18 protein-coding genes are annotated in these 18,623 nt (G+C 56.3%); 15 read left to right on the top strand and 3 right to left on the bottom strand.

Translation table 11 applies throughout. The features are described from left to right. Positions 1-135 precede the first annotated feature (135 nt). From astC to ves, 7 genes are all read left to right on the top strand, one after another. Entirely contained in the window at positions 136-1,356 is a 1,221-nt protein-coding gene (gene astC / locus CWR52_RS03185; RefSeq protein ID WP_047742134.1) for a succinylornithine/acetylornithine transaminase, read from the top strand. Next, positions 1,353-2,387, top strand: a complete 1,035-nt coding sequence (astA, locus tag CWR52_RS03180; protein ID WP_008500686.1) for an arginine N-succinyltransferase — start codon at positions 1,353-1,355, stop codon at positions 2,385-2,387. Before astC ends, astA begins: the two co-directional genes overlap by 4 nt. Then, positions 2,384-3,871, top strand: a complete 1,488-nt coding sequence (gene astD / locus CWR52_RS03175) for a succinylglutamate-semialdehyde dehydrogenase (protein ID WP_104948826.1) — start codon at positions 2,384-2,386, stop codon at positions 3,869-3,871. Before astA ends, astD begins: the two co-directional genes overlap by 4 nt. Beyond that, positions 3,858-5,183, top strand: coding sequence for an N-succinylarginine dihydrolase (gene astB / locus CWR52_RS03170; RefSeq protein ID WP_104948825.1), 1,326 nt, complete (start codon positions 3,858-3,860; stop codon positions 5,181-5,183). The genes astD and astB overlap by 14 nt, the downstream gene beginning before the upstream one ends. A 10-nt stretch (positions 5,184-5,193) precedes the next feature. Next, positions 5,194-6,159 carry a succinylglutamate desuccinylase gene (gene astE, locus CWR52_RS03165; RefSeq protein WP_104948824.1) on the top strand — a complete coding sequence of 322 codons (966 nt, stop codon included), beginning with the start codon at positions 5,194-5,196 and terminating at the stop codon, positions 6,157-6,159. A 338-nt stretch (positions 6,160-6,497) separates the two neighbouring features. Then, the gene (spy, locus tag CWR52_RS03160) at positions 6,498-6,992 is read left to right on the top strand and encodes an ATP-independent periplasmic protein-refolding chaperone Spy (protein ID WP_104948823.1); all 495 of its coding nucleotides are present in this window, start codon (positions 6,498-6,500) and stop codon (positions 6,990-6,992) included. Between the two features lie 297 nt (positions 6,993-7,289). Then, the gene (gene ves, locus CWR52_RS03155) at positions 7,290-7,847 is read left to right on the top strand and encodes an environmental stress-induced protein Ves (protein WP_021241069.1); all 558 of its coding nucleotides are present in this window, start codon (positions 7,290-7,292) and stop codon (positions 7,845-7,847) included. Here ves and cho read toward each other — a convergent pair. Continuing rightward, positions 7,825-8,715: an excinuclease Cho gene (gene cho / locus CWR52_RS03150; RefSeq protein ID WP_414650398.1), complete on the bottom strand. Its 891-nt coding sequence runs from the start codon at positions 8,713-8,715 to the stop codon at positions 7,825-7,827. The two genes, ves and cho, sit on opposite strands and share 23 nt — an antisense overlap. Positions 8,716-8,884: 169 nt before the next feature. After that, the gene (nadE, locus tag CWR52_RS03145) at positions 8,885-9,712 is read right to left on the bottom strand and encodes an ammonia-dependent NAD(+) synthetase (RefSeq protein WP_104948822.1); all 828 of its coding nucleotides are present in this window, start codon (positions 9,710-9,712) and stop codon (positions 8,885-8,887) included. A 221-nt stretch (positions 9,713-9,933) separates the two neighbouring features. Between nadE and osmE the strand changes: the two genes are divergently transcribed. The 7 genes from osmE to chbG all read left to right on the top strand — a co-directional run bounded on the left by osmE (position 9,934) and on the right by chbG (position 15,786). Then, a complete protein-coding gene (osmE, locus tag CWR52_RS03140) occupies positions 9,934-10,275 on the top strand; it encodes an osmotically-inducible lipoprotein OsmE (RefSeq protein ID WP_008500677.1) in 342 nt (113 codons plus the stop codon). Positions 10,276-10,559: 284 nt separating this feature from the next. Beyond that, a complete protein-coding gene (gene chbB / locus CWR52_RS03135; protein WP_104948821.1) occupies positions 10,560-10,877 on the top strand; it encodes a PTS N,N'-diacetylchitobiose transporter subunit IIB in 318 nt (105 codons plus the stop codon). 79 nt (positions 10,878-10,956) lie between these two features. Next, positions 10,957-12,315, top strand: coding sequence for a PTS N,N'-diacetylchitobiose transporter subunit IIC (chbC, locus tag CWR52_RS03130; RefSeq protein WP_104948820.1), 1,359 nt, complete (start codon positions 10,957-10,959; stop codon positions 12,313-12,315). A 46-nt stretch (positions 12,316-12,361) separates the two neighbouring features. Beyond that, entirely contained in the window at positions 12,362-12,709 is a 348-nt protein-coding gene (chbA, locus tag CWR52_RS03125) for a PTS N,N'-diacetylchitobiose transporter subunit IIA (protein ID WP_032639846.1), read from the top strand. Between the two features lie 29 nt (positions 12,710-12,738). Further along, the gene (gene chbR, locus CWR52_RS03120; RefSeq protein ID WP_104948819.1) at positions 12,739-13,560 is read left to right on the top strand and encodes a transcriptional regulator ChbR; all 822 of its coding nucleotides are present in this window, start codon (positions 12,739-12,741) and stop codon (positions 13,558-13,560) included. A gap of 109 nt (positions 13,561-13,669) precedes the next feature. After that, on the top strand, positions 13,670-15,025 hold the full coding sequence (locus CWR52_RS03115; protein WP_104948818.1) for a 6-phospho-beta-glucosidase: 1,356 nt from the start codon (positions 13,670-13,672) through the stop codon (positions 15,023-15,025). 11 nt (positions 15,026-15,036) lie between these two features. Then, a complete protein-coding gene (chbG, locus tag CWR52_RS03110; protein WP_104948817.1) occupies positions 15,037-15,786 on the top strand; it encodes a chitin disaccharide deacetylase in 750 nt (249 codons plus the stop codon). A gap of 123 nt (positions 15,787-15,909) precedes the next feature. Here chbG and katE read toward each other — a convergent pair whose 3' ends face one another. Beyond that, complete coding sequence (katE, locus tag CWR52_RS03105; RefSeq protein ID WP_104948816.1) at positions 15,910-18,159, bottom strand: catalase HPII; 2,250 nt, start codon at positions 18,157-18,159, stop codon at positions 15,910-15,912. A 167-nt stretch (positions 18,160-18,326) separates the two neighbouring features. Here katE and cedA point away from each other — a divergent pair, with 167 nt between their 5' ends. Further along, complete coding sequence (cedA, locus tag CWR52_RS03100; RefSeq protein ID WP_258526576.1) at positions 18,327-18,602, top strand: cell division activator CedA; 276 nt, start codon at positions 18,327-18,329, stop codon at positions 18,600-18,602. Positions 18,603-18,623 lie beyond the last annotated feature (21 nt).

Genomic DNA, 18,623 nt, shown 5'->3' with positions numbered 1-18,623 from the left:
ATTGATATTGTGTTACCTCAACCCGTTTATGCATTTTTATCGCTGGCTGGCACGAAGGCTGCAATCTACATTCACAGTGCAAACACTCAATTATTTAACATTCAAATAACCTTTTATTTACCGGATGAGGTCGCTATGTCTCTGTCAATTACGCGTGAAAATTTCGATGAATGGATGATGCCGGTTTACGCTCCGGCGGCTTTTATTCCGGTTCGTGGGGAAGGCTCGCGCCTGTGGGATCAGCAGGGTAAAGAGTATATCGACTTTGCAGGTGGGATTGCGGTGAACGCGCTGGGTCATGCGCACCCGGCGCTGCGTCAGGCACTGAACGATCAGGCGGCGAAGTTCTGGCATACCGGCAACGGCTTTACCAACGAGCCCGCGCTGCGCCTGGCCAAAAAACTGATCGACGCGACGTTTGCGGAGAAGGTCTTTTTCTGTAACTCGGGGGCGGAAGCCAACGAGGCGGCGCTGAAGCTGGCACGCAAATATGCGCACGATAAGTTTGGTACCCACAAGAGCGGTATCGTGGCGTTTAAAAATGCCTTCCACGGACGCACGCTCTTTACCGTCAGCGCGGGTGGCCAGCCTTCCTACTCGCAGGATTTCGCCCCGCTGCCGCCGGATATCCGTCACGGTATTTATAACGATCTGCAGTCTGCCAGCGAGCTGATTAACGACACCACCTGTGCGGTGATCGTCGAGCCGATGCAGGGTGAGGGTGGCGTGCTTCCGGCGCAAAAAGCGTTCCTGCAGGGGCTGCGCGAGCTGTGCGATCGTCACAACGCGGTGCTGATTTTCGACGAAGTGCAGACCGGCGTGGGCCGCACCGGCGAGCTGTATGCCTATATGCACTACGGCGTGACGCCGGACGTGCTGTCGACCGCCAAAGCGCTGGGCGGCGGCTTCCCGATTGGCGCGACGCTGACTACCGATAAATTCGCCAGCGTGATGACCGTCGGCACCCACGGCACCACCTACGGCGGCAACCCGCTGGCCACCGCCGTCGCCGGACAGGTGCTCGACATCATTAACACCCCTGAGGTGCTGAAGGGCGTTAAGCAGCGCCACGACTGGTTTGTTGAGCGTCTGAATGCCATCAACAGCAAAACGGGGCTGTTTAAAGAGATCCGCGGCCTGGGGCTGTTAATCGGCTGCGAACTCACCGCCGAGTTTGCCGGAAAAGCTAAACTTATTTCACAGGAAGCGGCAAAAGTGGGCGTGATGGTGCTGATTGCCGGTGCTAACGTCGTGCGTTTTGCGCCCGCGCTGATTGTCAGCGAGGAAGAGGTGCAAACCGGTCTGGACCGCTTTGCGCTGGCGTGTGAAAAAGTGAAATCCGGGGTGTCATCATGATGGTCATCCGTCCCGTTGAGCGCGGCGATCTCGCCGGGCTCATGCAGCTTGCCGGTAAGACGGGAGGCGGGCTGACCTCGCTTCCTGCCGATGAAAAAACGCTGTCGGCGCGCATTGAGCGCGCCCTGCAAACCTGGCAGGGGACGTTGCCAAAAAGCGAACAGGGGTATGTGTTCGTTCTGGAAGACACCGACACGGGAACCGTGGCCGGGATTTGCGCCATTGAAGTGGCCGTCGGGCTGAACGACCCGTGGTACAACTACCGTGTGGGTACCATGGTTCACGCCTCGAAAGAGCTGAACGTCTATAACGCGCTGCCCACGCTGTTTCTCTGCAATGACCACACGGGCGCCAGCGAGCTTTGCACGCTGTTTCTCGATCCGGCGTGGCGCAAAGAGGGCAACGGCTATCTGCTCTCCAAATCGCGCTTTATGTTTATGGCCGCCTTCCGCGATCGCTTTAACGAAAAAGTGGTCGCGGAGATGCGCGGCGTGATCGACGACACCGGCTACTCCCCGTTCTGGGAGAGCCTGGGCGAGCGCTTCTTCTCGATGGAGTTCAGCCGGGCGGACTATCTCTGCGGCACCGGTCAGAAGGCCTTTATTGCCGAACTGATGCCGAAGCATCCTATCTATACCCATTTCCTCAGCCCGGAAGCGCAGGCGGTGATCGGCGAAGTGCATCCGCAAACCGCGCCCGCCCGCGCGGTGCTGGAGAAAGAAGGCTTCCGCTACCGTAACTATGTCGACATCTTTGACGGCGGGCCTACGCTTGAGTGCGATATTGACCGCGTGCGCGCGATCCGTAAGAGCCGGCTGGTGGAGGTCTCTGAGGGCCAGCCCGCGCCGGGCGACTGGCCGGCATGCCTGGTGGCGAACGAAAATTACGCCAACTTCCGTGCGATGCTTGTGCGGACCAACCCGAAATGTGAACGTCTGGTGCTGACGGCTGCAGAACTGGATGCCCTGAAATGTAACGCCGGCGATAAGGTTCGCCTGGTGCGTCTCTGCCCTGAGGAGAAAACAGCATGACATTATGGATTAACGGTGACTGGGTCACGGGCGAAGGCGAACAGCGCGTAAAGACCAATCCGGTAGGAAAAGAGGCGCTCTGGAAGGGGAATGACGCCAGCGCTGCACAGGTGGAACAAGCCTGCCATGCCGCTCGCCGCGCGTTTCCGGCGTGGGCAAAACAGCCTTTCGCCGTGCGCCAGGAAATTGTTGAAAAGTTTGCCGGGCTGCTGGAGGCAAACAAGGCCGAGCTGACGCGCGTCATCGCGTCAGAAACCAGTAAACCGCGCTGGGAAGCGGCAACCGAAGTGACGGCGATGATCAACAAAATCGCCATTTCGGTGAAGGCATACCACACCCGTACCGGCGAACAGCACACCGAGATGCCGGACGGCGCGGCCACGTTGCGCCACCGTCCGCACGGCGTGCTGGCAGTGTTTGGGCCGTACAACTTCCCGGGGCATCTGCCGAATGGCCACATTGTGCCCGCGCTGCTGGCGGGCAATACCGTGATCTTTAAACCGAGCGAGCTCACGCCCTTCACCGGCGAGGCGGTGGTTAAGCTCTGGGAACAGGCTGGCCTGCCGCCGGGCGTGCTGAACCTGGTGCAGGGCGGACGTGAAACCGGCCAGGCGCTGAGCGCGCTGAGCGATATCGACGGCCTGCTGTTTACCGGCAGCGCCGGGACGGGCTATCAGCTGCATCGCCAGCTGGCGGGGCAGCCGGAAAAAATTCTGGCGCTGGAGATGGGGGGCAACAACCCGCTGATTGTGGAAGACCCGGATGATATTGACGCCGCGGTGCACCTGACGATTCAGTCCGCCTTTATTACCGCCGGACAGCGCTGCACCTGCGCCCGTCGCCTGCTGGTGAAAAGAGGCTCGCAGGGTGATGCTTTCCTGAAGCGTCTGGTAGAGGTAAGCGCGCGCCTGGTGCCAGCCGCGTGGGATGCCGATCCGCAGCCGTTTATCGGCGGGCTGATTTCCGAACAGGCCGCGCTGAACGTGCTGAAGGCCTGGCATGACCACGTCGCGCGCGGCGCGAAAACCTTGCTCGAACCGAAGCAGGTTCAGCCGGGTACCTCGCTGCTGACGCCGGGCATCGTTGAGATGAGCGGCGCGAGCAACGTGCCGGATGAAGAGGTCTTTGGCCCGCTGCTGTGCGTCTGGCGCTACGACGATTTTGATGCGGCGATTGCGATGGCCAATAACACCCGCTACGGCTTGTCGAGCGGGCTGATTTCGCCGCATCGCGAGAAGTTTGACCAACTGCTGCTGGAAGCGCGCGCCGGGATTGTGAACTGGAATAAACCGCTGACCGGGGCCGCGAGCACCGCGCCGTTTGGCGGCGTGGGCGCGTCGGGCAACCATCGCGCCAGCGCGTGGTATGCCGCCGATTACTGTGCCTGGCCGATGGCGAGCCTGGAAACCCCGGCGCTGACGCTGCCGGAGACGCTTAATCCGGGGCTGGACTTTACCGGAGGGGATCGTCATGAAAGCGCGTGAAGTCAACTTTGACGGGCTGGTGGGGCTGACCCACCACTATGCCGGTCTCTCTTTTGGTAATGAAGCCTCCACGAAGCACCGTTTTCAGGTCTCCAACCCGAAGCTGGCGGCGAAGCAGGGGCTGCTGAAGATGAAAGCGCTGGCGGATGCCGGTTTCCCGCAGGCGGTGATCCCGCCGCAGGAGCGTCCGAACGTGGCGGTGCTGCGTCAGCTCGGCTTTAGCGGCACCGATGAGCAGGTGGTCGAAAAAGCGGGTACGCAGACGCCGCACCTGCTCTCGACGGCAAGCTCAGCTTCTTCGATGTGGGTCGCCAACGCGGCAACCGTCGCGCCGTCAGCCGATACGCTGGATGGCAAAGTCCATCTGACGGTGGCGAACCTGAATAACAAGTTCCACCGTGCCACCGAAGCGGAAACCACCGAGCGCGTGCTGCGCGCCATTTTCAGTCAGACCGCCCATTTCGAGGTGCATCAGGCCTTGCCGCAGGTGGCGATGTTTGGCGACGAAGGCGCGGCCAACCATAACCGCCTGGGGGGCGATTACGGCGAGCCGGGTCTGCAGCTGTTTATTTACGGGCGCGAAGAGGGGGGCCACGCCGCGCCAACCCGTTATCCTGCGCGTCAGACGCTGGCGGCGAGCCAGGCGGTTGCCCGCCTGAACCAGGTCAATCCTTCCCAGGTGGTGTTTGCCCAGCAAAACCCGCATGTGATTGACCAGGGCGTGTTCCATAACGACGTGATTGCCGTCTCTAACCGCCAGGTGCTGTTCTGCCACGAGCAGGCGTTTGCCCATCAGGAGAAGCTGCTCGCCACGCTGCATGAGCGCGTACGCGGCTTTACGCCCATTCAGGTGCCAACGGAGGCGGTAAGCGTGCAGGACGCGGTCGAAACGTATCTGTTCAATAGCCAACTGCTGAGCCGCGATGACGGCAGCATGATGCTGGTTCTGCCGCAGGAGTCCCGGGATCATCAGGGCGTGTGGCGCTACCTGACCGAACTGGTGAAGGCCGATAACCCGATTGACGAACTGCGCGTGTTTGACCTGCGTGAAAGTATGGCCAACGGCGGTGGTCCAGCCTGTTTACGTCTGCGCGTGGTCTTGACTCAGGATGAAATGCAGGCGGTTAATCCGGCGGTCATGATGAACGATACGCTCTTTACGCGCCTGAATGACTGGGTCGATCGCTACTATCGCGACCGGCTAACGCAGGCCGATCTGGTTGACCCGCAGCTTCTGCGTGAAGGTCGCGAGGCGCTGGACGCGTTGTCGACAATCCTGCAACTGGGATCGGTTTATCCGTTCCAGCGCTAAAGGAGTGGGTATGGAAAATTTACTGGCGCTGACCCTGGCCGATGAAACGCCGGAGCAGAAAGAGGGGGATGGCCCCTCATTTCGCTGGCGGTGGCTGGGGCGCGGGGTGCTTGAGCTGACGCCGACCGCAAAGAGCGATCTCTCGCTGCTGCTTTCAACGGGCATTCACGGGAATGAAACGGCGCCCGTTGAGATTGTCGATCTGCTGCTGCGCGCGCTGTATCGCAATGAAATTGCCCTGACGTGCCGCGTGCTGGTGGTGCTCGGCAATCCCCCTGCGTTGGCGCAAAACAAACGGTATCTGGTGAGCGACATTAACCGCATGTTCGGCGGGCGCTGGTCGCAGTTTCCGCAGAGTGACGAAACGGCGCGGGCAGCGTGGCTGGAGAACGTCGTGACCGCGTTTTTTGCCGCTGCGGGACCGGCGCGCTGGCATCTGGATCTGCATACGGCCATCCGCGCATCCTACCATGTTCGCTTCGGCGTGCTGCCGCAGCGCAATCAGCCGTGGGATGAAGCGTTTCTGAGCTGGCTGGGAGACGCCGGGCTGGAGGCGCTGGTGTTTCACCAGTCGCCGGGCGGAACCTTTACACACTTCACCTGTGAGCACTTTGGTGCGTTGTCCTGTACGCTGGAGCTGGGGAAAGCGCTGCCGTTTGGGCAAAACGATCTCTCTCGCTTTGCGCCCACGCATCTCGCCCTGCGGGCGCTGCTGGGAGGAAAGGCTCCCGAGCCTACGCATCAGCCTGTCGAGCGGTACCGGGTCGTACAGCAGATCACGCGCCGTAGCGATGCCTTCCTGCTCCATATGGCTGCGCATACCCTGAACTTCACGCCGTTCCGCAAAGGGGCGCTGCTGGCCGAGGATGGCGAGGAGCGTTATGAAGTGCAGAAAACCACCGAGTATGTTTTATTCCCTAACCCCACCGTCGCGTTTGGCCTGCGGGCCGGGCTGATGCTGGAAAAAATATCCTGAACCTTTCCCCTCTCATCATTCGGGAGGGGGAAGTAAAAAACTTTTCTTAACCATTAAAGCGCTTGCGCTTGTTTTGCAGAATATTCCTGGTGAATTGCTTTATTATTCACCTTCACTCCGTTATAATTCTGCCAAATCGCTTTAAAATCATCGTATTGAATATTTTTTGTTGCAACTCTCCACGCTTTATCCTTATTTCCTCCACATTTGGCGAAAATTTGTTTTTTACACTTTCATTGTTTTACCGTTGCTCTGACTAATTGACGATAAACCCCGTAAAGTTAATCTCGTCAACACGGCATAGCGCCGAAGAATAACTGAAAGAAAGGAAATAAATTATGCGTAAGTTTACTGCACTGTTTGTTGCTTCTACCCTGGCTCTGGGCGCTACCAGCATGGCGTTCGCCGCAGATACTGCGACCACCACCGCTGCCGCGCCTGCTGAAGGCAAAATGATGATGCATCATAAAGGCCCGGGTATGCACAACGAGATGATGATGTTTAAGGATCTCAACCTGACGGATGCGCAGAAACAGCAGATCCGCGATATCCGGAAAAGCGAACGTGACCAGATGAAACGTCCGCCGCTGGAAGAGCGTCGTGCCATGCATGACATCATCGCCAGCGACAGCTTCGACAAGGCGAAAGCCGAAGCGCAGATCGACAAAATGGCCGCGCAGCACAAAGCCCGCATGCTGGCTCACCTGGAAACCCAGAACAAGATCTACAACATTCTGACCCCGGAACAGAAAAAACAATTTAATGCGAATTTTGAGAAGCGTCTGACAGAACGTCCGACGATGGAAGGTAAAATGCCAGCACCAACCGAATAATCGGTTCACTCTCTTAAGACCGCCGGGATCCTGTCCACAAAAGCGAAAACGCTGTGGACAGGACCGGCGGTTTTTCTTTCCTGCCCTCTTGTCTGCCGCCACCAGCGCGGTATGCTCCTGTAGTCGCATCAGAGAATGTTTGTAGAGTCATGGCGTTAGCATTTTTATTAACGTTCCGCTAAGGCCTGCCCGCTCTGCTGCCGATACTGTTTCTGTGAATACCCAACGATAACAAACAAAACAGCAACGATAGCAATATCCTTGCCCTGGCACGGGTTGTGCCATTCAGGAGTGGTGATGGAGTTCTTTGATATCCGTAAGATGCCGGTCAGCCTGTGGCGCAATGGTGCGGGTGAAACGCGTGAGATTTGTTGTTTCCCTCCCGCGACGCGTGATTTTCACTGGCGTGCCAGTATCGCGACTATCGCCAGCAACGGCGAATTCTCCTCTTTCCCCGGCGTCGATCGGGTGATTACCTTGCTGGAAGGTGGGGAGGTGACGCTGGATGCCGGTCAGGCGTTCTTCCATACCCTGAAGCACCATCAGCCCTATAGCTTTGCCGGCGATCTGCCGGTGAAAGCGCTGCTGTCCGATGGGCGGATGGCGATGGACTTCAACATCATGACCCGTCGCGACTGCTGCCGGGCGAAGGTGCGCGTGGCTGACCGTACCTTTACCACCTTTGGCACACGCGGGGGCGTGGTGTTTGTGTTAAGCGGGGCGTGGCAACTGGGTGATAAATTGCTGACGGCCGATCAGGGCGCCAGCTGGGAGGAGGGTACCCATACGCTGCGTCTGCTGGAGGCTCAGGGTACCTTATTGTTCAGCGAAATCACGTGGCTGCCAGGCCATTGAGTTCAATGATCTCAAACTTACCGGCCAGCACAGGTTTACAGAGAATTTTGTAGCCATCGTGGTCAAATCCGGCGGGCGTGCGCAGCAGGGTTGCCGCGTCGTTGATATCGTCGACAGCGCCCAGCCAGAACCAGTTATTGACGATGTGGTACTGGGTCATTGCCTCGCCCACTTCTTTGAGCGCAACGGCGCTTTCCCAGGGCCAGCACTTCACGCTGATGGCCCCCAGACCGGAGAGGAGCCGTGCGTGATGCGCCTCAACGCTCTCTTTCCCACAGCAGGCACCGGCACAGCGCTTCAGCGCGGATCGAAAACAGGCGCGTCCGCGCGTGGTCGCCTCCAGGCCCAAAAGGCTGTAGCAAAGCTGTCGCTCGTCCGCCAACGTCTGCAACGCCTGGAGGGCGGAACGTTTATTGGCGAAAAGCCCGTAGAGATTCGGAGCATGAGAAAAATCAACGTCGCGCGCGTAGACGACCTGCGGCTTGCCATCGTTGATCTGCAGGGAGCAGAGCTGACGGTTGCGGCGCAGGCGCTTGTTGAACAGCGGCTGCTGTTCTTTTATCAACCGCGCCTCCAGCAACAGCGCGCCCATTTCTCCCGCCGTCTGGAACCAGGTAATGCGTCGCGACTGGCGCAGCATGGCGGCCTCGTCCGGCGTACGCAGATGGGATAACACCCGACTGCGAATGTTAACGCTCTTGCCGATGTAGAGCGGCAGGGTGTCGCTTTCGCCGTGAAAGATGTACACGCCCGGCTGTTTAGGCAATGCTTCAAGCCAGGGGCGAAGGTGCTCGGGATATTCGTAGATAGCCGCCGCTTCAAACTCAAGACGCGGGGCGGATTGACGCCTGCTCACATACTGCTCCATATACTGTTCAGGTATACAGTGTAGCAGGAGTGTGGTGGTTAAAAAAGAGCCGGGTGGCGGCGACGCCTTCCCCGGCCAGGACGTGCGGCCTGATGCCCTCACCCCAACCCTCTCCCACGGGAGAGGGCGCAAATACTAAAAACGGTAACCTGGGGTTACCGTTTTGCTTTTATTTCTTCCAGAAGTCGTCAAACACCGTAATGGGCGTGTGGCGCTTGTGCTCGGTTTTCAGATACCAGCCTTCGATGATTTTCGCGGTACCCTCATCCAGCTTTTTGCCTTCCAGATAATCATCAATGTTGTCGTAGGTGACGCCAAGGGCTGCTTCATCCGGCAGGGAAGGGCGATCGTCTTCAAGGTCAGCTGTCGGCGCTTTCTTATACAGATGCTCAGGACAGCCCAGCGCGGCAAGCAGCTGCTTGCCCTGACGCTTGTTCAGGCGGAAGATCGGGTTAATGTCGGTGCCGCCGTCGCCATATTTGGTGAAGAAACCGGTGATCGCTTCCGCCGCATGGTCGGTGCCGACGACGACGCCTTTGGTCATCCCGGCGATGCTGTACTGCGCTTTCATGCGCTCGCGAGCTTTCTCGTTGCCGCGAACAAAATCGCTTAACTCAATGCCCGCTTCGCGTAACGCCTGCTCGCTTGCCAGCACCGAGCCTTTAATATTCACGGTCAGTACGCGGTCAGGCTGAATGAAGGAAATGGCATCCTGGCAATCCTGCTCGTCTGCCTGTACGCCGTAAGGAAGGCGCACAGCGATAAACTGCAGCGTCTCATCGCCCGTCTCTTCGCGAAGCTCTGAAATTGCCATCTGGCAGAGCTTGCCGGTCAGCGTTGAATCCTGGCCGCCGCTGATGCCCAGCACCAGAGATTTCAGGAAAGAGTTCTTCTTTAAATACGCTTTTAAAAAATCCACGCTGCGGCGGATCTCTTCATTTGCATCTACCGCAGGCTTCGCGCCCAGCGCCTGGATAATCTCTTGTTGCAGAGTCATCACGCTCTCCATAAACAGAATGTGTTAACTGTTAAAACTAACCCTTTGGACGTAAAACGACAAGGATCACAGTTTCGAGTGCGCTAATTTACGCCGTTTTAGCAGGTTATCGTTGTTTTATTAGAATTTTCCGAAATTCGTCTGGCGTAACGCACAAAGTTGAACAATAGTACTTTTTATCCCATGCTTAGATAACACGCTGATAAACAAGAGGACGGAATATGAACAAGAACGTAGCAGGAATTCTTAGCGCAGCGGCGGTACTGACTATGCTGGCAGGGTGTACGGCGTACGATCGCACCAAGGATCAGTTTACGCAGCCCGTAGTAAAAGATGTCAAAAAAGGGATGACCCGTTCGCAGGTGGCTGCGATTGCCGGTAAACCTTCTTCCGAAGTCACCATGATTCATGCGAAAGGGACCTGCCAGACCTATATCCTGGGTCAACGTGATGGTAAGGCAGAAACCTACTTTGTCGCGCTGGATGATACCGGTCATGTGATCAACTCCGGCTATCAGACCTGTGCTGAATACGACACCGATCCGCAGGCACCTAAGGCGTAGTCACCCTGCTTGCCTGAGGATGTTAACAAACCGGCCCCGGGGCCGGTTTTTTTATGCATCAGAAAATCTTATTTCTTTTCGCGAATTATTTACCCGAAATGTGAGGGTAGTCAACAAGCCAGGTCAATGAGAGACAATTCTAGTCTATCCAGAATTATCCCCTGTCTGTACCATTGCGTATACTCACTCCAACGATAAACAACAGTACGCAAACTACCTGTCTGCCGGGACAGCGAGTCGAGTGATAGCGCGATGGCAGGTAGTCATACAAGAGGGAAATCACGATGGAAAAGAAACATATCTACCTGTTCTGCTCAGCGGGCATGTCAACCTCGCTTCTGGTGTCAAAAATGCGCGCGCAGGCTGAAAAGTATGAAGTTCCTGTGGTGATTGAAGCGTTTCCGGAAACGCTGGCGGGCGAAAAAGGCCAGACAGCCGATGTTGTGTTACTGGGGCCGCAAATTGCCTATATGTTGCCCGAAATTCAACGACTGCTACCGAATAAACCGGTCGAAGTGATCGACTCGGGGCTGTACGGCAAGATCGATGGTTTAGGTGTTCTTAAAGTTGCTGTGGCAGCCATTAAAAAAGCTGCTAATTAATTTTTATTTTTCCCGTCAAAGAGTTATTTCACACACAATACGCCGTAACATGCGTTACGGCATTTAAGGGTATTTTCCTATGAGTAAAGTCATCGCTTCACTTGAAAAGGTACTCCTTCCTTTTGCTGTTAAAATAGGAAAGCAGCCTCATGTTAATGCCATCAAAAACGGCTTTATTAAATTAATGCCGTTGACGCTGGCCGGGGCCATGTTCGTTTTAATTAACAACGTTTTTCTGAGCTTTGGTGAAGGTTCCTTCTTTTATTCATTAGGAATTCGGTTAGACGCTTCCACAATTGAAACCCTTAATGGTTTTAAAGCCATCGGCGGCAACGTCTATAACGGTACGTTGGGGATTATGTCGCTGATGGCGCCTTTCTTTATTGGGATGGCGCTGGCAGAAGAGCGTAAGGTGGACCCACTGGCCGCCGGGTTATTATCCGTCGCCGCCTTTATGACCGTCACGCCTTACAGCGTGGGTGAAGCCTATGCCGTTGGTGCCAACTGGCTGGGTGGGGCTAACATCATCTCCGGTATTCTTATCGGCCTGGTGGTGGCAGAGATGTTCACCTTTATCATCCGTCGAAACTGGGTGATTCGCCTGCCGGATAGCGTACCGGCTTCTGTATCCCGTTCATTTTCCGCGTTGATTCCAGGCTTCATTATTCTCTCCATCATGGGGATTATTGCCTGGGCGCTCTCTCACTGGGGCACAAACTTCCACCAGATCATCATGGACTCTATCTCTACGCCGCTGGCGTCGATGGGTGGCGTGGTCGGTTGGGCGTATGTGATTTTCACCTCTCTGCTGTGGTTCTTTGGCGTGCATGGTTCACTGGCACTGGCTGCGCTGGACAGCGGAATTATGACCCCATGGGCACTGGAAAACGTTGCACTTTATCAGCAGTACGGCTCCGTTGACGCGGCGCTGGCAGCGGGTAAAACCTTCCATGTGTGGGCGAAGCCGATGCTTGACTCCTATATCTTCCTGGGCGGTACCGGGGCGACCTTGGGTCTGATCATCGCGGTCTTTATTGTCTCTCGTCGTGCTGACTATCGTCAGGTTGCGAAGCTGGCGCTGCCATCAGGCATCTTCCAGATTAACGAACCGATTCTGTTCGGTCTGCCAATCATCATGAACCCGGTAATGTTCATTCCGTTCATCCTGATTCAGCCGCTGCTGGCCGCTATCACCCTGACGGCGTACTACATGGGCATCATCCCACCGGTTACCAACATTGCACCGTGGACCATGCCGGCGGGCCTGGGTGCCTTCTTCAACACCAACGGCAGCGTCGCGGCCTTCCTGCTGGCGATATTCAACCTCGGGATTGCCACCCTGCTGTACATGCCATTCGTGGCGATTGCGAACAAAGCCGCCACCATCATTGATGAAGAAGAGAGCGAAGAGGATATTGCCCTCTCACTGAAATTCTAAGATTGACGGCGCGGGGAAACCCGCGCCAGCCATAAGGAGCTTAAACATGTTAGATTTGGATAGTATTGTCGCAGACGACGCCGCCGAGAACGATCTGGAAGAAGTGGTGATGGGGCTTATCATCAACTCCGGGCAGGCCCGCAGCCTGGCCTATGCCGCACTGAAGCAGGCCAAGCAGGGGGATTTCGCCGCGGCAAAAACCATGATGGAACAGTCCCGCACGGCGCTGAACGAAGCGCACCTGGTGCAGACAAAGCTGATTGAAAGCGATCAGGGTGAAGGGAAGATGAAGGTCAGTCTGGTGCTGGTCCATGCGCAGGATCACCTGATGACCTCGATGCTGGCACGTGAGCTGGTGGCGGAGCTCATTGAGCTTCACGAGAAGATGCAGTAAGTCAGACTGAGTAGCAGGAGGTCAGCACGATGGAAATTAAAACCGCACTTGAACAGCAGCTGTTTAATGGCAAAAATTTTCACGTGGTTATCTACAACAAGACGGAGAGCGCCAGTGGTCTGCATCAGCATGACTACTACGAGTTCACGATTGTTCTGACCGGTCGCTACTATCAGGAGATCAACGGTAAGCGCGTCCTGCTTGAAAGAGGGGATTTCGTCTTCCTGCCGATGGGGTCTTATCACCAGAGCTTTTACGAATTTGGTGCCACCCGAATTCTGAACGTGGGCGTCAGCAGACGCTTCTTTGAGAAGCACTATCTGCCGCTGGTGCCGTTCTGCTTTGTGGCCTCCCAGGTCTATCGCGTCAAAAACGAGTTCATGACCTGGATTGAAACGGTTATCGCCTCGCTTAACTTCCGTGACAATGAATTTGATGAGTTTATTGAAACCGTGACCTTCTACGTGATGAATCGCCTTCGCCACCATCGCGAAGAACAGCAGCAGGTGAGCGACGATATCCCTCAATGGCTGCGGGGCACCATTGAAATGATGCATGATAAATGTCAATTCAGCGACAATGCTCTGGAAAATATGGTGGCACTCTCTGGTAAATCGCAGGAATACCTCACTCGTGCGACACAGCGTTATTATCGTAAAACGCCCGTGCAAATTATTAATGAAATCCGCATTAATTTTGCTAAAAAACAGCTGGAAATTACCAACTATTCTGTCACCGATATTGCGTACGAGTCAGGATATAGCAGTCCCAGCCTGTTTATTAAAACCTTTAAGAAATTGACGTCATTCACACCGAACAGTTACCGGAAAAATTTGACGGTAATTAATTAACTTTCGGCGGATTACCCGCCACGAATATTGCTTTAATGGCTTGCCCAAATAGCGGGAAGAGCACGCTATACCTTGCAGGCGATTAACCTGATACGCTAAGGGAGATATTATGCAACAGAAATTAAAAGTCGTAACCATTGGTGGCGGCAGCAGCTATACCCCGGAATTACTGGAAGGTTTCCTGAAACGTTATCATGAATTACCGGTCAGCGAATTATGGCTGGTGGACGTTGAGGAAGGTCAGGAGAAGCTGAATATTATTTTCGATCTGTGCAAGCGCATGGTGGAGAAAGCGGGCGTGCCTCTGACCGTGCATAAAACCCTCGATCGTCGTCTGGCGCTGAAAGATGCGGATTTCGTCACCACCCAGCTGCGCGTCGGCCAGCTGAAGGCGCGTGAGCTGGACGAGCGTATACCGCTGAGCCACGGGTATCTGGGGCAGGAGACTAACGGCGCGGGCGGCCTGTTTAAAGGCCTGCGTACCATTCCGGTCATTTTCGACATCGTCAAAGACGTACAGGAGATCTGCCCGAACGCGTGGGTGATTAACTTCACCAACCCGGCCGGCATGGTCACTGAAGCGGTCTATCGTCATACCGGCTTCAAACGTTTTATCGGCGTCTGCAACATTCCGATCGGCATGAAGATGTTTATCCGCGACGTGCTGGCGCTGACCGACAGCGACGATCTCTCCATCGATCTGTTCGGCCTGAACCACATGGTGTTTATTAAAGATGTCATCGTGAACGGAAAATCGCGCTTTGCCGAACTCCTCGACGGCGTAGCCTCCGGTCGTCTGACGGCGGCATCGGTGAAAAACATCTTTGACCTGCCGTTCAGCGAAGGGCTGATCCGCTCCCTGAATCTGCTGCCTTGCTCGTACCTGCTTTACTATTTCAAGCAGAAAGAGATGCTGGCCATCGAAATGGGCGAGTATTATAAGGGCGGCGCGCGTGCGCAGATCGTTCAGAAGGTTGAGAAGCAGCTGTTCGATTTGTATAAAGACCCGAACCTGAACGTCAAACCGAAAGAGCTGGAGCAGCGCGGCGGGGCCTACTACTCCGATGCGGCGTGTGAAGTGATCAACGCCATCTACAACGACAAGCAGGCGGAGCACTATGTCAACGTGCCGCACCACGGCCATGTCGACAATATTCCGGCTGACTGGGCCGTCGAAATGACCTGCATCCTGGGACGCGAGGGGGCTAAACCGCATCCACGCATCACCCACTTCGATGACAAGGTCATGGGCCTGATCCACACCATCAAAGGCTTTGAAGTGGCGGCAAGCCACGCGGCACTGAGCGGTGAGCTCAATGACGTGCTGCTGGCCCTAAACCTCAGCCCGCTGGTGCATTCTGACCGCGACGCGGAGCAGCTGGCCAGCGAGATGATCCTGGCGCATGAAAAATGGTTGCCTAATTTTGCCGCCACGATCGAGAAGCTGAAGTTCAAACAGCAATAAGAGGACGCACAATGGAAAACCTGCTGATCGTTAATGCTGATGATTTTGGCCTCTCTAAAGGCCAAAACTACGGCATTACTGAAGCCTGTCGCCGGGGGGTTGTGACCTCTACAACGGCACTGGTGAATGGTGAGGCGGTTGAACACGCGGCGCAGCTGAGCCGCGAGGTGCCGGAGCTGGGCGTCGGTATGCATTTTGTGCTGACGCTCGGGATGCCGCTTTCGCCAATGCCGGGCCTGACGCGCGACGGCCAGTTGGGTAAATGGATTTGGGAACTGGCGGAGCAGGATGCTCTGCCGCTCGAAGAGATTGCCCGCGAGCTGGAGTGCCAGTTCAACCGATTCGTTGATGTGTTTGGTCAGACGCCGACGCACATCGACAGCCATCACCACGTGCATATGATCCCGGCGATTTTCCCGCTTGTCGCCGGGTTTGCACAGCGCAAAGGCGTGGCGATGCGCGTGGATCGCGAGGTGCACGGATTGCCGGACTGTGCTGTCACCACCACTGAGGGGTTCAGCAGCGCGTTTTACGGCGACGAGATCGACGACGCGCTGTTCCTGAAGGTGCTGGATGATTCCGCCGCGCGGGGTGAACGGTCGCTGGAGGTCATGGCACATCCTGCCTTTGTCGATAACACCGTGCGTAAAAGCGCCTACTGCTGGCCGCGTCTGGCGGAGCTGGATGTGCTGACGTCGCCGTCGTTGAAATACGCGATTGCCGAGCGCGGGTATCGGTTGGGGACGTTCGGGGATCTTTGAAAAAAAGCCCGGTGGCGAGGTAAAAGCAAAACGGTAACCTGGGTTACCGTTTTTATTGTTTTCTCCCTCTCCCGTGGGAGAGGGGCGAGGTGAGGGCATCAGGCCGCACAACCGGGAATGGTTTTACGCCGGAATCTGATCGATCTTGCTGCTTCGCGACCAGACACGGTGCGCGGCGAGCAAATCAAACAGCTTCGTCATAAAGGCATCGTCAACGTTATCTCCCTCGACAATCCCGTCCTCACCCTGATCGGCCACCTTCAGCTGCGCTTTGAACTGTCGCGCGTCGCCGGACAGCGCGATCGGCTTCAGGTGCTTATAGGCTTCCAGCAAATAATAGACGGCGTCGCCGTTGGTCAGCAGGCTGGCAATATCTCCGCACGGCACGATCACCGCATCGACGGTCAGCGATGGCGCACCGGCAAAGGTCGCCGCGACCGGCAGCACAGAACCATCGTCGGCCGTCACTTCACCCATGCGGGAATAGAGCAGTTTGGCATGTACGCCCTGGGTTTTCAGCGCCTGCATAATCCCCAGCACGTCGCTGGCGCGGGTTTTGTCGTTCAGCAGAATGGCGACCACGCGGCCTTTAATCGAGCCGCCCGGCACCGCATACAGGCTCAGCGACGGATCTTTCTTCACGCCGTTAACCTCTTTCGGCGGAGCAAGGTTACGTTGCTCGTCGGTCAGCGTAATGCCCAGGTTATCCGCGACGCTCTGGGCAAGCTGAATATCAATGTGCGCCAGCTGATCGACCACGCGCTCGCGGATGTAGGTGCGCACCACTTTACTCAGCTCGAAGCTGAAGCCGCCGATGATGTGCTGTTGCTCAATCGGCGTCTGGCTGTTCCAGAACAGACGAGGGTGGGCGTAATACTCACCAAACGAGGGGCTGCGCTCGCGAATTTTATTGCCATCGATACGCTCCTGGTACGATTCGAATCCACCGCGTTTCGGTCCGGGAGGCGTTTCACGCGGCCAGTTATCGTTGATGGAGTTCGGCTCATAGTTCGCCGGGTTGGTATCAATATCCTGACGGTGCATCCCGTCGCGCTGGAAGTTGTGGTATGGGCAGGTTGGGCGGTTAATCGGAATTTCGTGGAAGTTCGGCCCGCCGAGTCGGCTGATCTGCGTATCGGTATAGGAGAACAGGCGTCCCTGCAGGAGCGGATCGTTGGTGAAGTCCAGCCCCGGCACGATATGCCCCGGGTGGAACGCGGCCTGCTCGTTTTCGGCAAAGAAGTTATCCGGGTTACGGTTAAGCACCATTTTACCCACCAGTTGCACCGGCACCAGCTCTTCCGGGATCAGCTTCGTCGGGTCCAGAAGGTCGAAATCGAACTTAAATTCGTCCTCTTCCGGTATAAGCTGCAGGCCAAGTTCGTATTCCGGGAAGTCGCCCGCCTCAATGGATTCCCACAGCTCGCGGCGATGGAAGTCCGGATCGCGCCCGGTCAGCTTCTGCGCCTCGTCCCACACCAGCGAGGCTTTACCGGCGACAGGCTTCCAGTGGAAGCGGACAAACGTGGCTTTCCCCTCGGCATTGATCAGACGGAAGGTATGTATACCGAACCCTTCCATGGTGCGGTAGCTGCGCGGAATGCCGCGGTCTGACATCGCCCACATCACGTTGTGTAAGGTTTCAGGCTGTAGGGAAACATAGTCCCAGAAGGTGTCGTGCGCACTTTGTCCCTGCGGTATGGCCCAGTGGGGCTCCGGTTTTACCGCATGGACAAAGTCAGGAAATTTATGCGCGTCCTGAATGAAAAACACCGGCGTGTTATTGCCCACCAGATCGAAAATACCCTCTTCGGTATAAAACTTGGTGGCAAAGCCGCGGATATCCCGGACGGTATCTGCCGAACCGGCGCCGCCCTGCACGGTGGAGAAACGCACAAACACCGGGGTGATTTTATCCGGGTCGGAGAGGAAATCCGCTTTGGTGATCGCTTTCAGGCTCTTGTAGGGCTGGAAGTAGCCGTGCGCCGCGGAACCGCGTGCGTGGACGATGCGTTCTGGTATCCGCTCGTGGTCAAAATGGGTGATTTTTTCCCGCAGGATAAAGTCTTCCAGCAGGGTCGGCCCGCGCGAGCCTGCGCGAAGGGAGTTTTGATCGTCAGCAATGCGTACGCCCTGGTTGGTCGTGAGCGCGAAACCTTCACCGCCTTTTCGGTGTGGTTCAAGAGATTTCAGCTTCTCGTTTCCCGTGTCCGGCGATTTCATGCTTCCCGGTGCGGTAGGCTGTTCGCCCGGTGCGGAGGGGCCAGGGGAGGGGCGGTGAGAGCCGTCAGCGGGGGCGAGAGAGTCCATACCCGGTTGAGATTCTTCAGTGCCATGAATGGGTGATTGATGTGTTTTATCTTTGTTCGACATTGCACGCTTCTCCTTTATCCATTGCTAAAAACCCTATTAAGGATAGAACAATGTCGCGACATGGTTCGCGAACTAAGAGTTTTCATATGCCGTGATTAGCGAAAGGAGCCTTCTCACCCACTCGGAGCGCGACGGAAGGCAGCAGGATCGGCTATCATAGAATTTTCCTGCTTCAAGAATTTGCTTTAGTGAATCCGTTGCTTATGAAACCTCTTCGTCAACAAAACCGCCAGGTTATTAGCTATGTGCCCCGCGTTGAGCCCGCGCCGCCAGACCATGCCCTGAAAGTGGAGGGCTTTCGCGATGTGTGGCAGTTACGGGGGAAATACGTGGCCTTTGTGCTGGTCGGCGAGCATTTCCGTCGCTCTCCCACCTTTACGGTGCCGGAGTCCGCACAGCGGTGGGCGATGCAGATCCGCCAGGATGAAGAGGTTGAAGAATAACAGCCATAAAAAAACCGCCAT

The sequence above is a fragment of the Enterobacter sp. SGAir0187 genome (genome assembly GCF_002952735.2).
Taxonomy (GTDB): domain Bacteria; phylum Pseudomonadota; class Gammaproteobacteria; order Enterobacterales; family Enterobacteriaceae; genus Enterobacter; species Enterobacter quasiroggenkampii.
Note: the sequence above shows the minus strand (reverse complement) of the source record. Positions and strands in the feature narration are given on the sequence as shown.

Coding starts and splice junctions, on each gene's coding strand:
- CWR52_RS03115 (WP_104948818.1), top strand. CDS start 13,670: ATGCAACAGAAATTAAAAGTCGTAACCATTGGTGGCGGCAGCAGCTAT.
- nadE (WP_104948822.1), bottom strand. CDS start 9,712: ATGACTCTGCAACAAGAGATTATCCAGGCGCTGGGCGCGAAGCCTGCG.
- astE (WP_104948824.1), top strand. CDS start 5,194: ATGGAAAATTTACTGGCGCTGACCCTGGCCGATGAAACGCCGGAGCAG.
- ves (WP_021241069.1), top strand. CDS start 7,290: ATGGAGTTCTTTGATATCCGTAAGATGCCGGTCAGCCTGTGGCGCAAT.
- katE (WP_104948816.1), bottom strand. CDS start 18,159: ATGTCGAACAAAGATAAAACACATCAATCACCCATTCATGGCACTGAA.
- chbB (WP_104948821.1), top strand. CDS start 10,560: ATGGAAAAGAAACATATCTACCTGTTCTGCTCAGCGGGCATGTCAACC.
- chbC (WP_104948820.1), top strand. CDS start 10,957: ATGAGTAAAGTCATCGCTTCACTTGAAAAGGTACTCCTTCCTTTTGCT.
- astA (WP_008500686.1), top strand. CDS start 1,353: ATGATGGTCATCCGTCCCGTTGAGCGCGGCGATCTCGCCGGGCTCATG.
- chbA (WP_032639846.1), top strand. CDS start 12,362: ATGTTAGATTTGGATAGTATTGTCGCAGACGACGCCGCCGAGAACGAT.
- cho (WP_414650398.1), bottom strand. CDS start 8,715: ATGGAGCAGTATGTGAGCAGGCGTCAATCCGCCCCGCGTCTTGAGTTT.
- chbR (WP_104948819.1), top strand. CDS start 12,739: ATGGAAATTAAAACCGCACTTGAACAGCAGCTGTTTAATGGCAAAAAT.
- astD (WP_104948826.1), top strand. CDS start 2,384: ATGACATTATGGATTAACGGTGACTGGGTCACGGGCGAAGGCGAACAG.
- chbG (WP_104948817.1), top strand. CDS start 15,037: ATGGAAAACCTGCTGATCGTTAATGCTGATGATTTTGGCCTCTCTAAA.
- osmE (WP_008500677.1), top strand. CDS start 9,934: ATGAACAAGAACGTAGCAGGAATTCTTAGCGCAGCGGCGGTACTGACT.
- astB (WP_104948825.1), top strand. CDS start 3,858: ATGAAAGCGCGTGAAGTCAACTTTGACGGGCTGGTGGGGCTGACCCAC.
- spy (WP_104948823.1), top strand. CDS start 6,498: ATGCGTAAGTTTACTGCACTGTTTGTTGCTTCTACCCTGGCTCTGGGC.
- astC (WP_047742134.1), top strand. CDS start 136: ATGTCTCTGTCAATTACGCGTGAAAATTTCGATGAATGGATGATGCCG.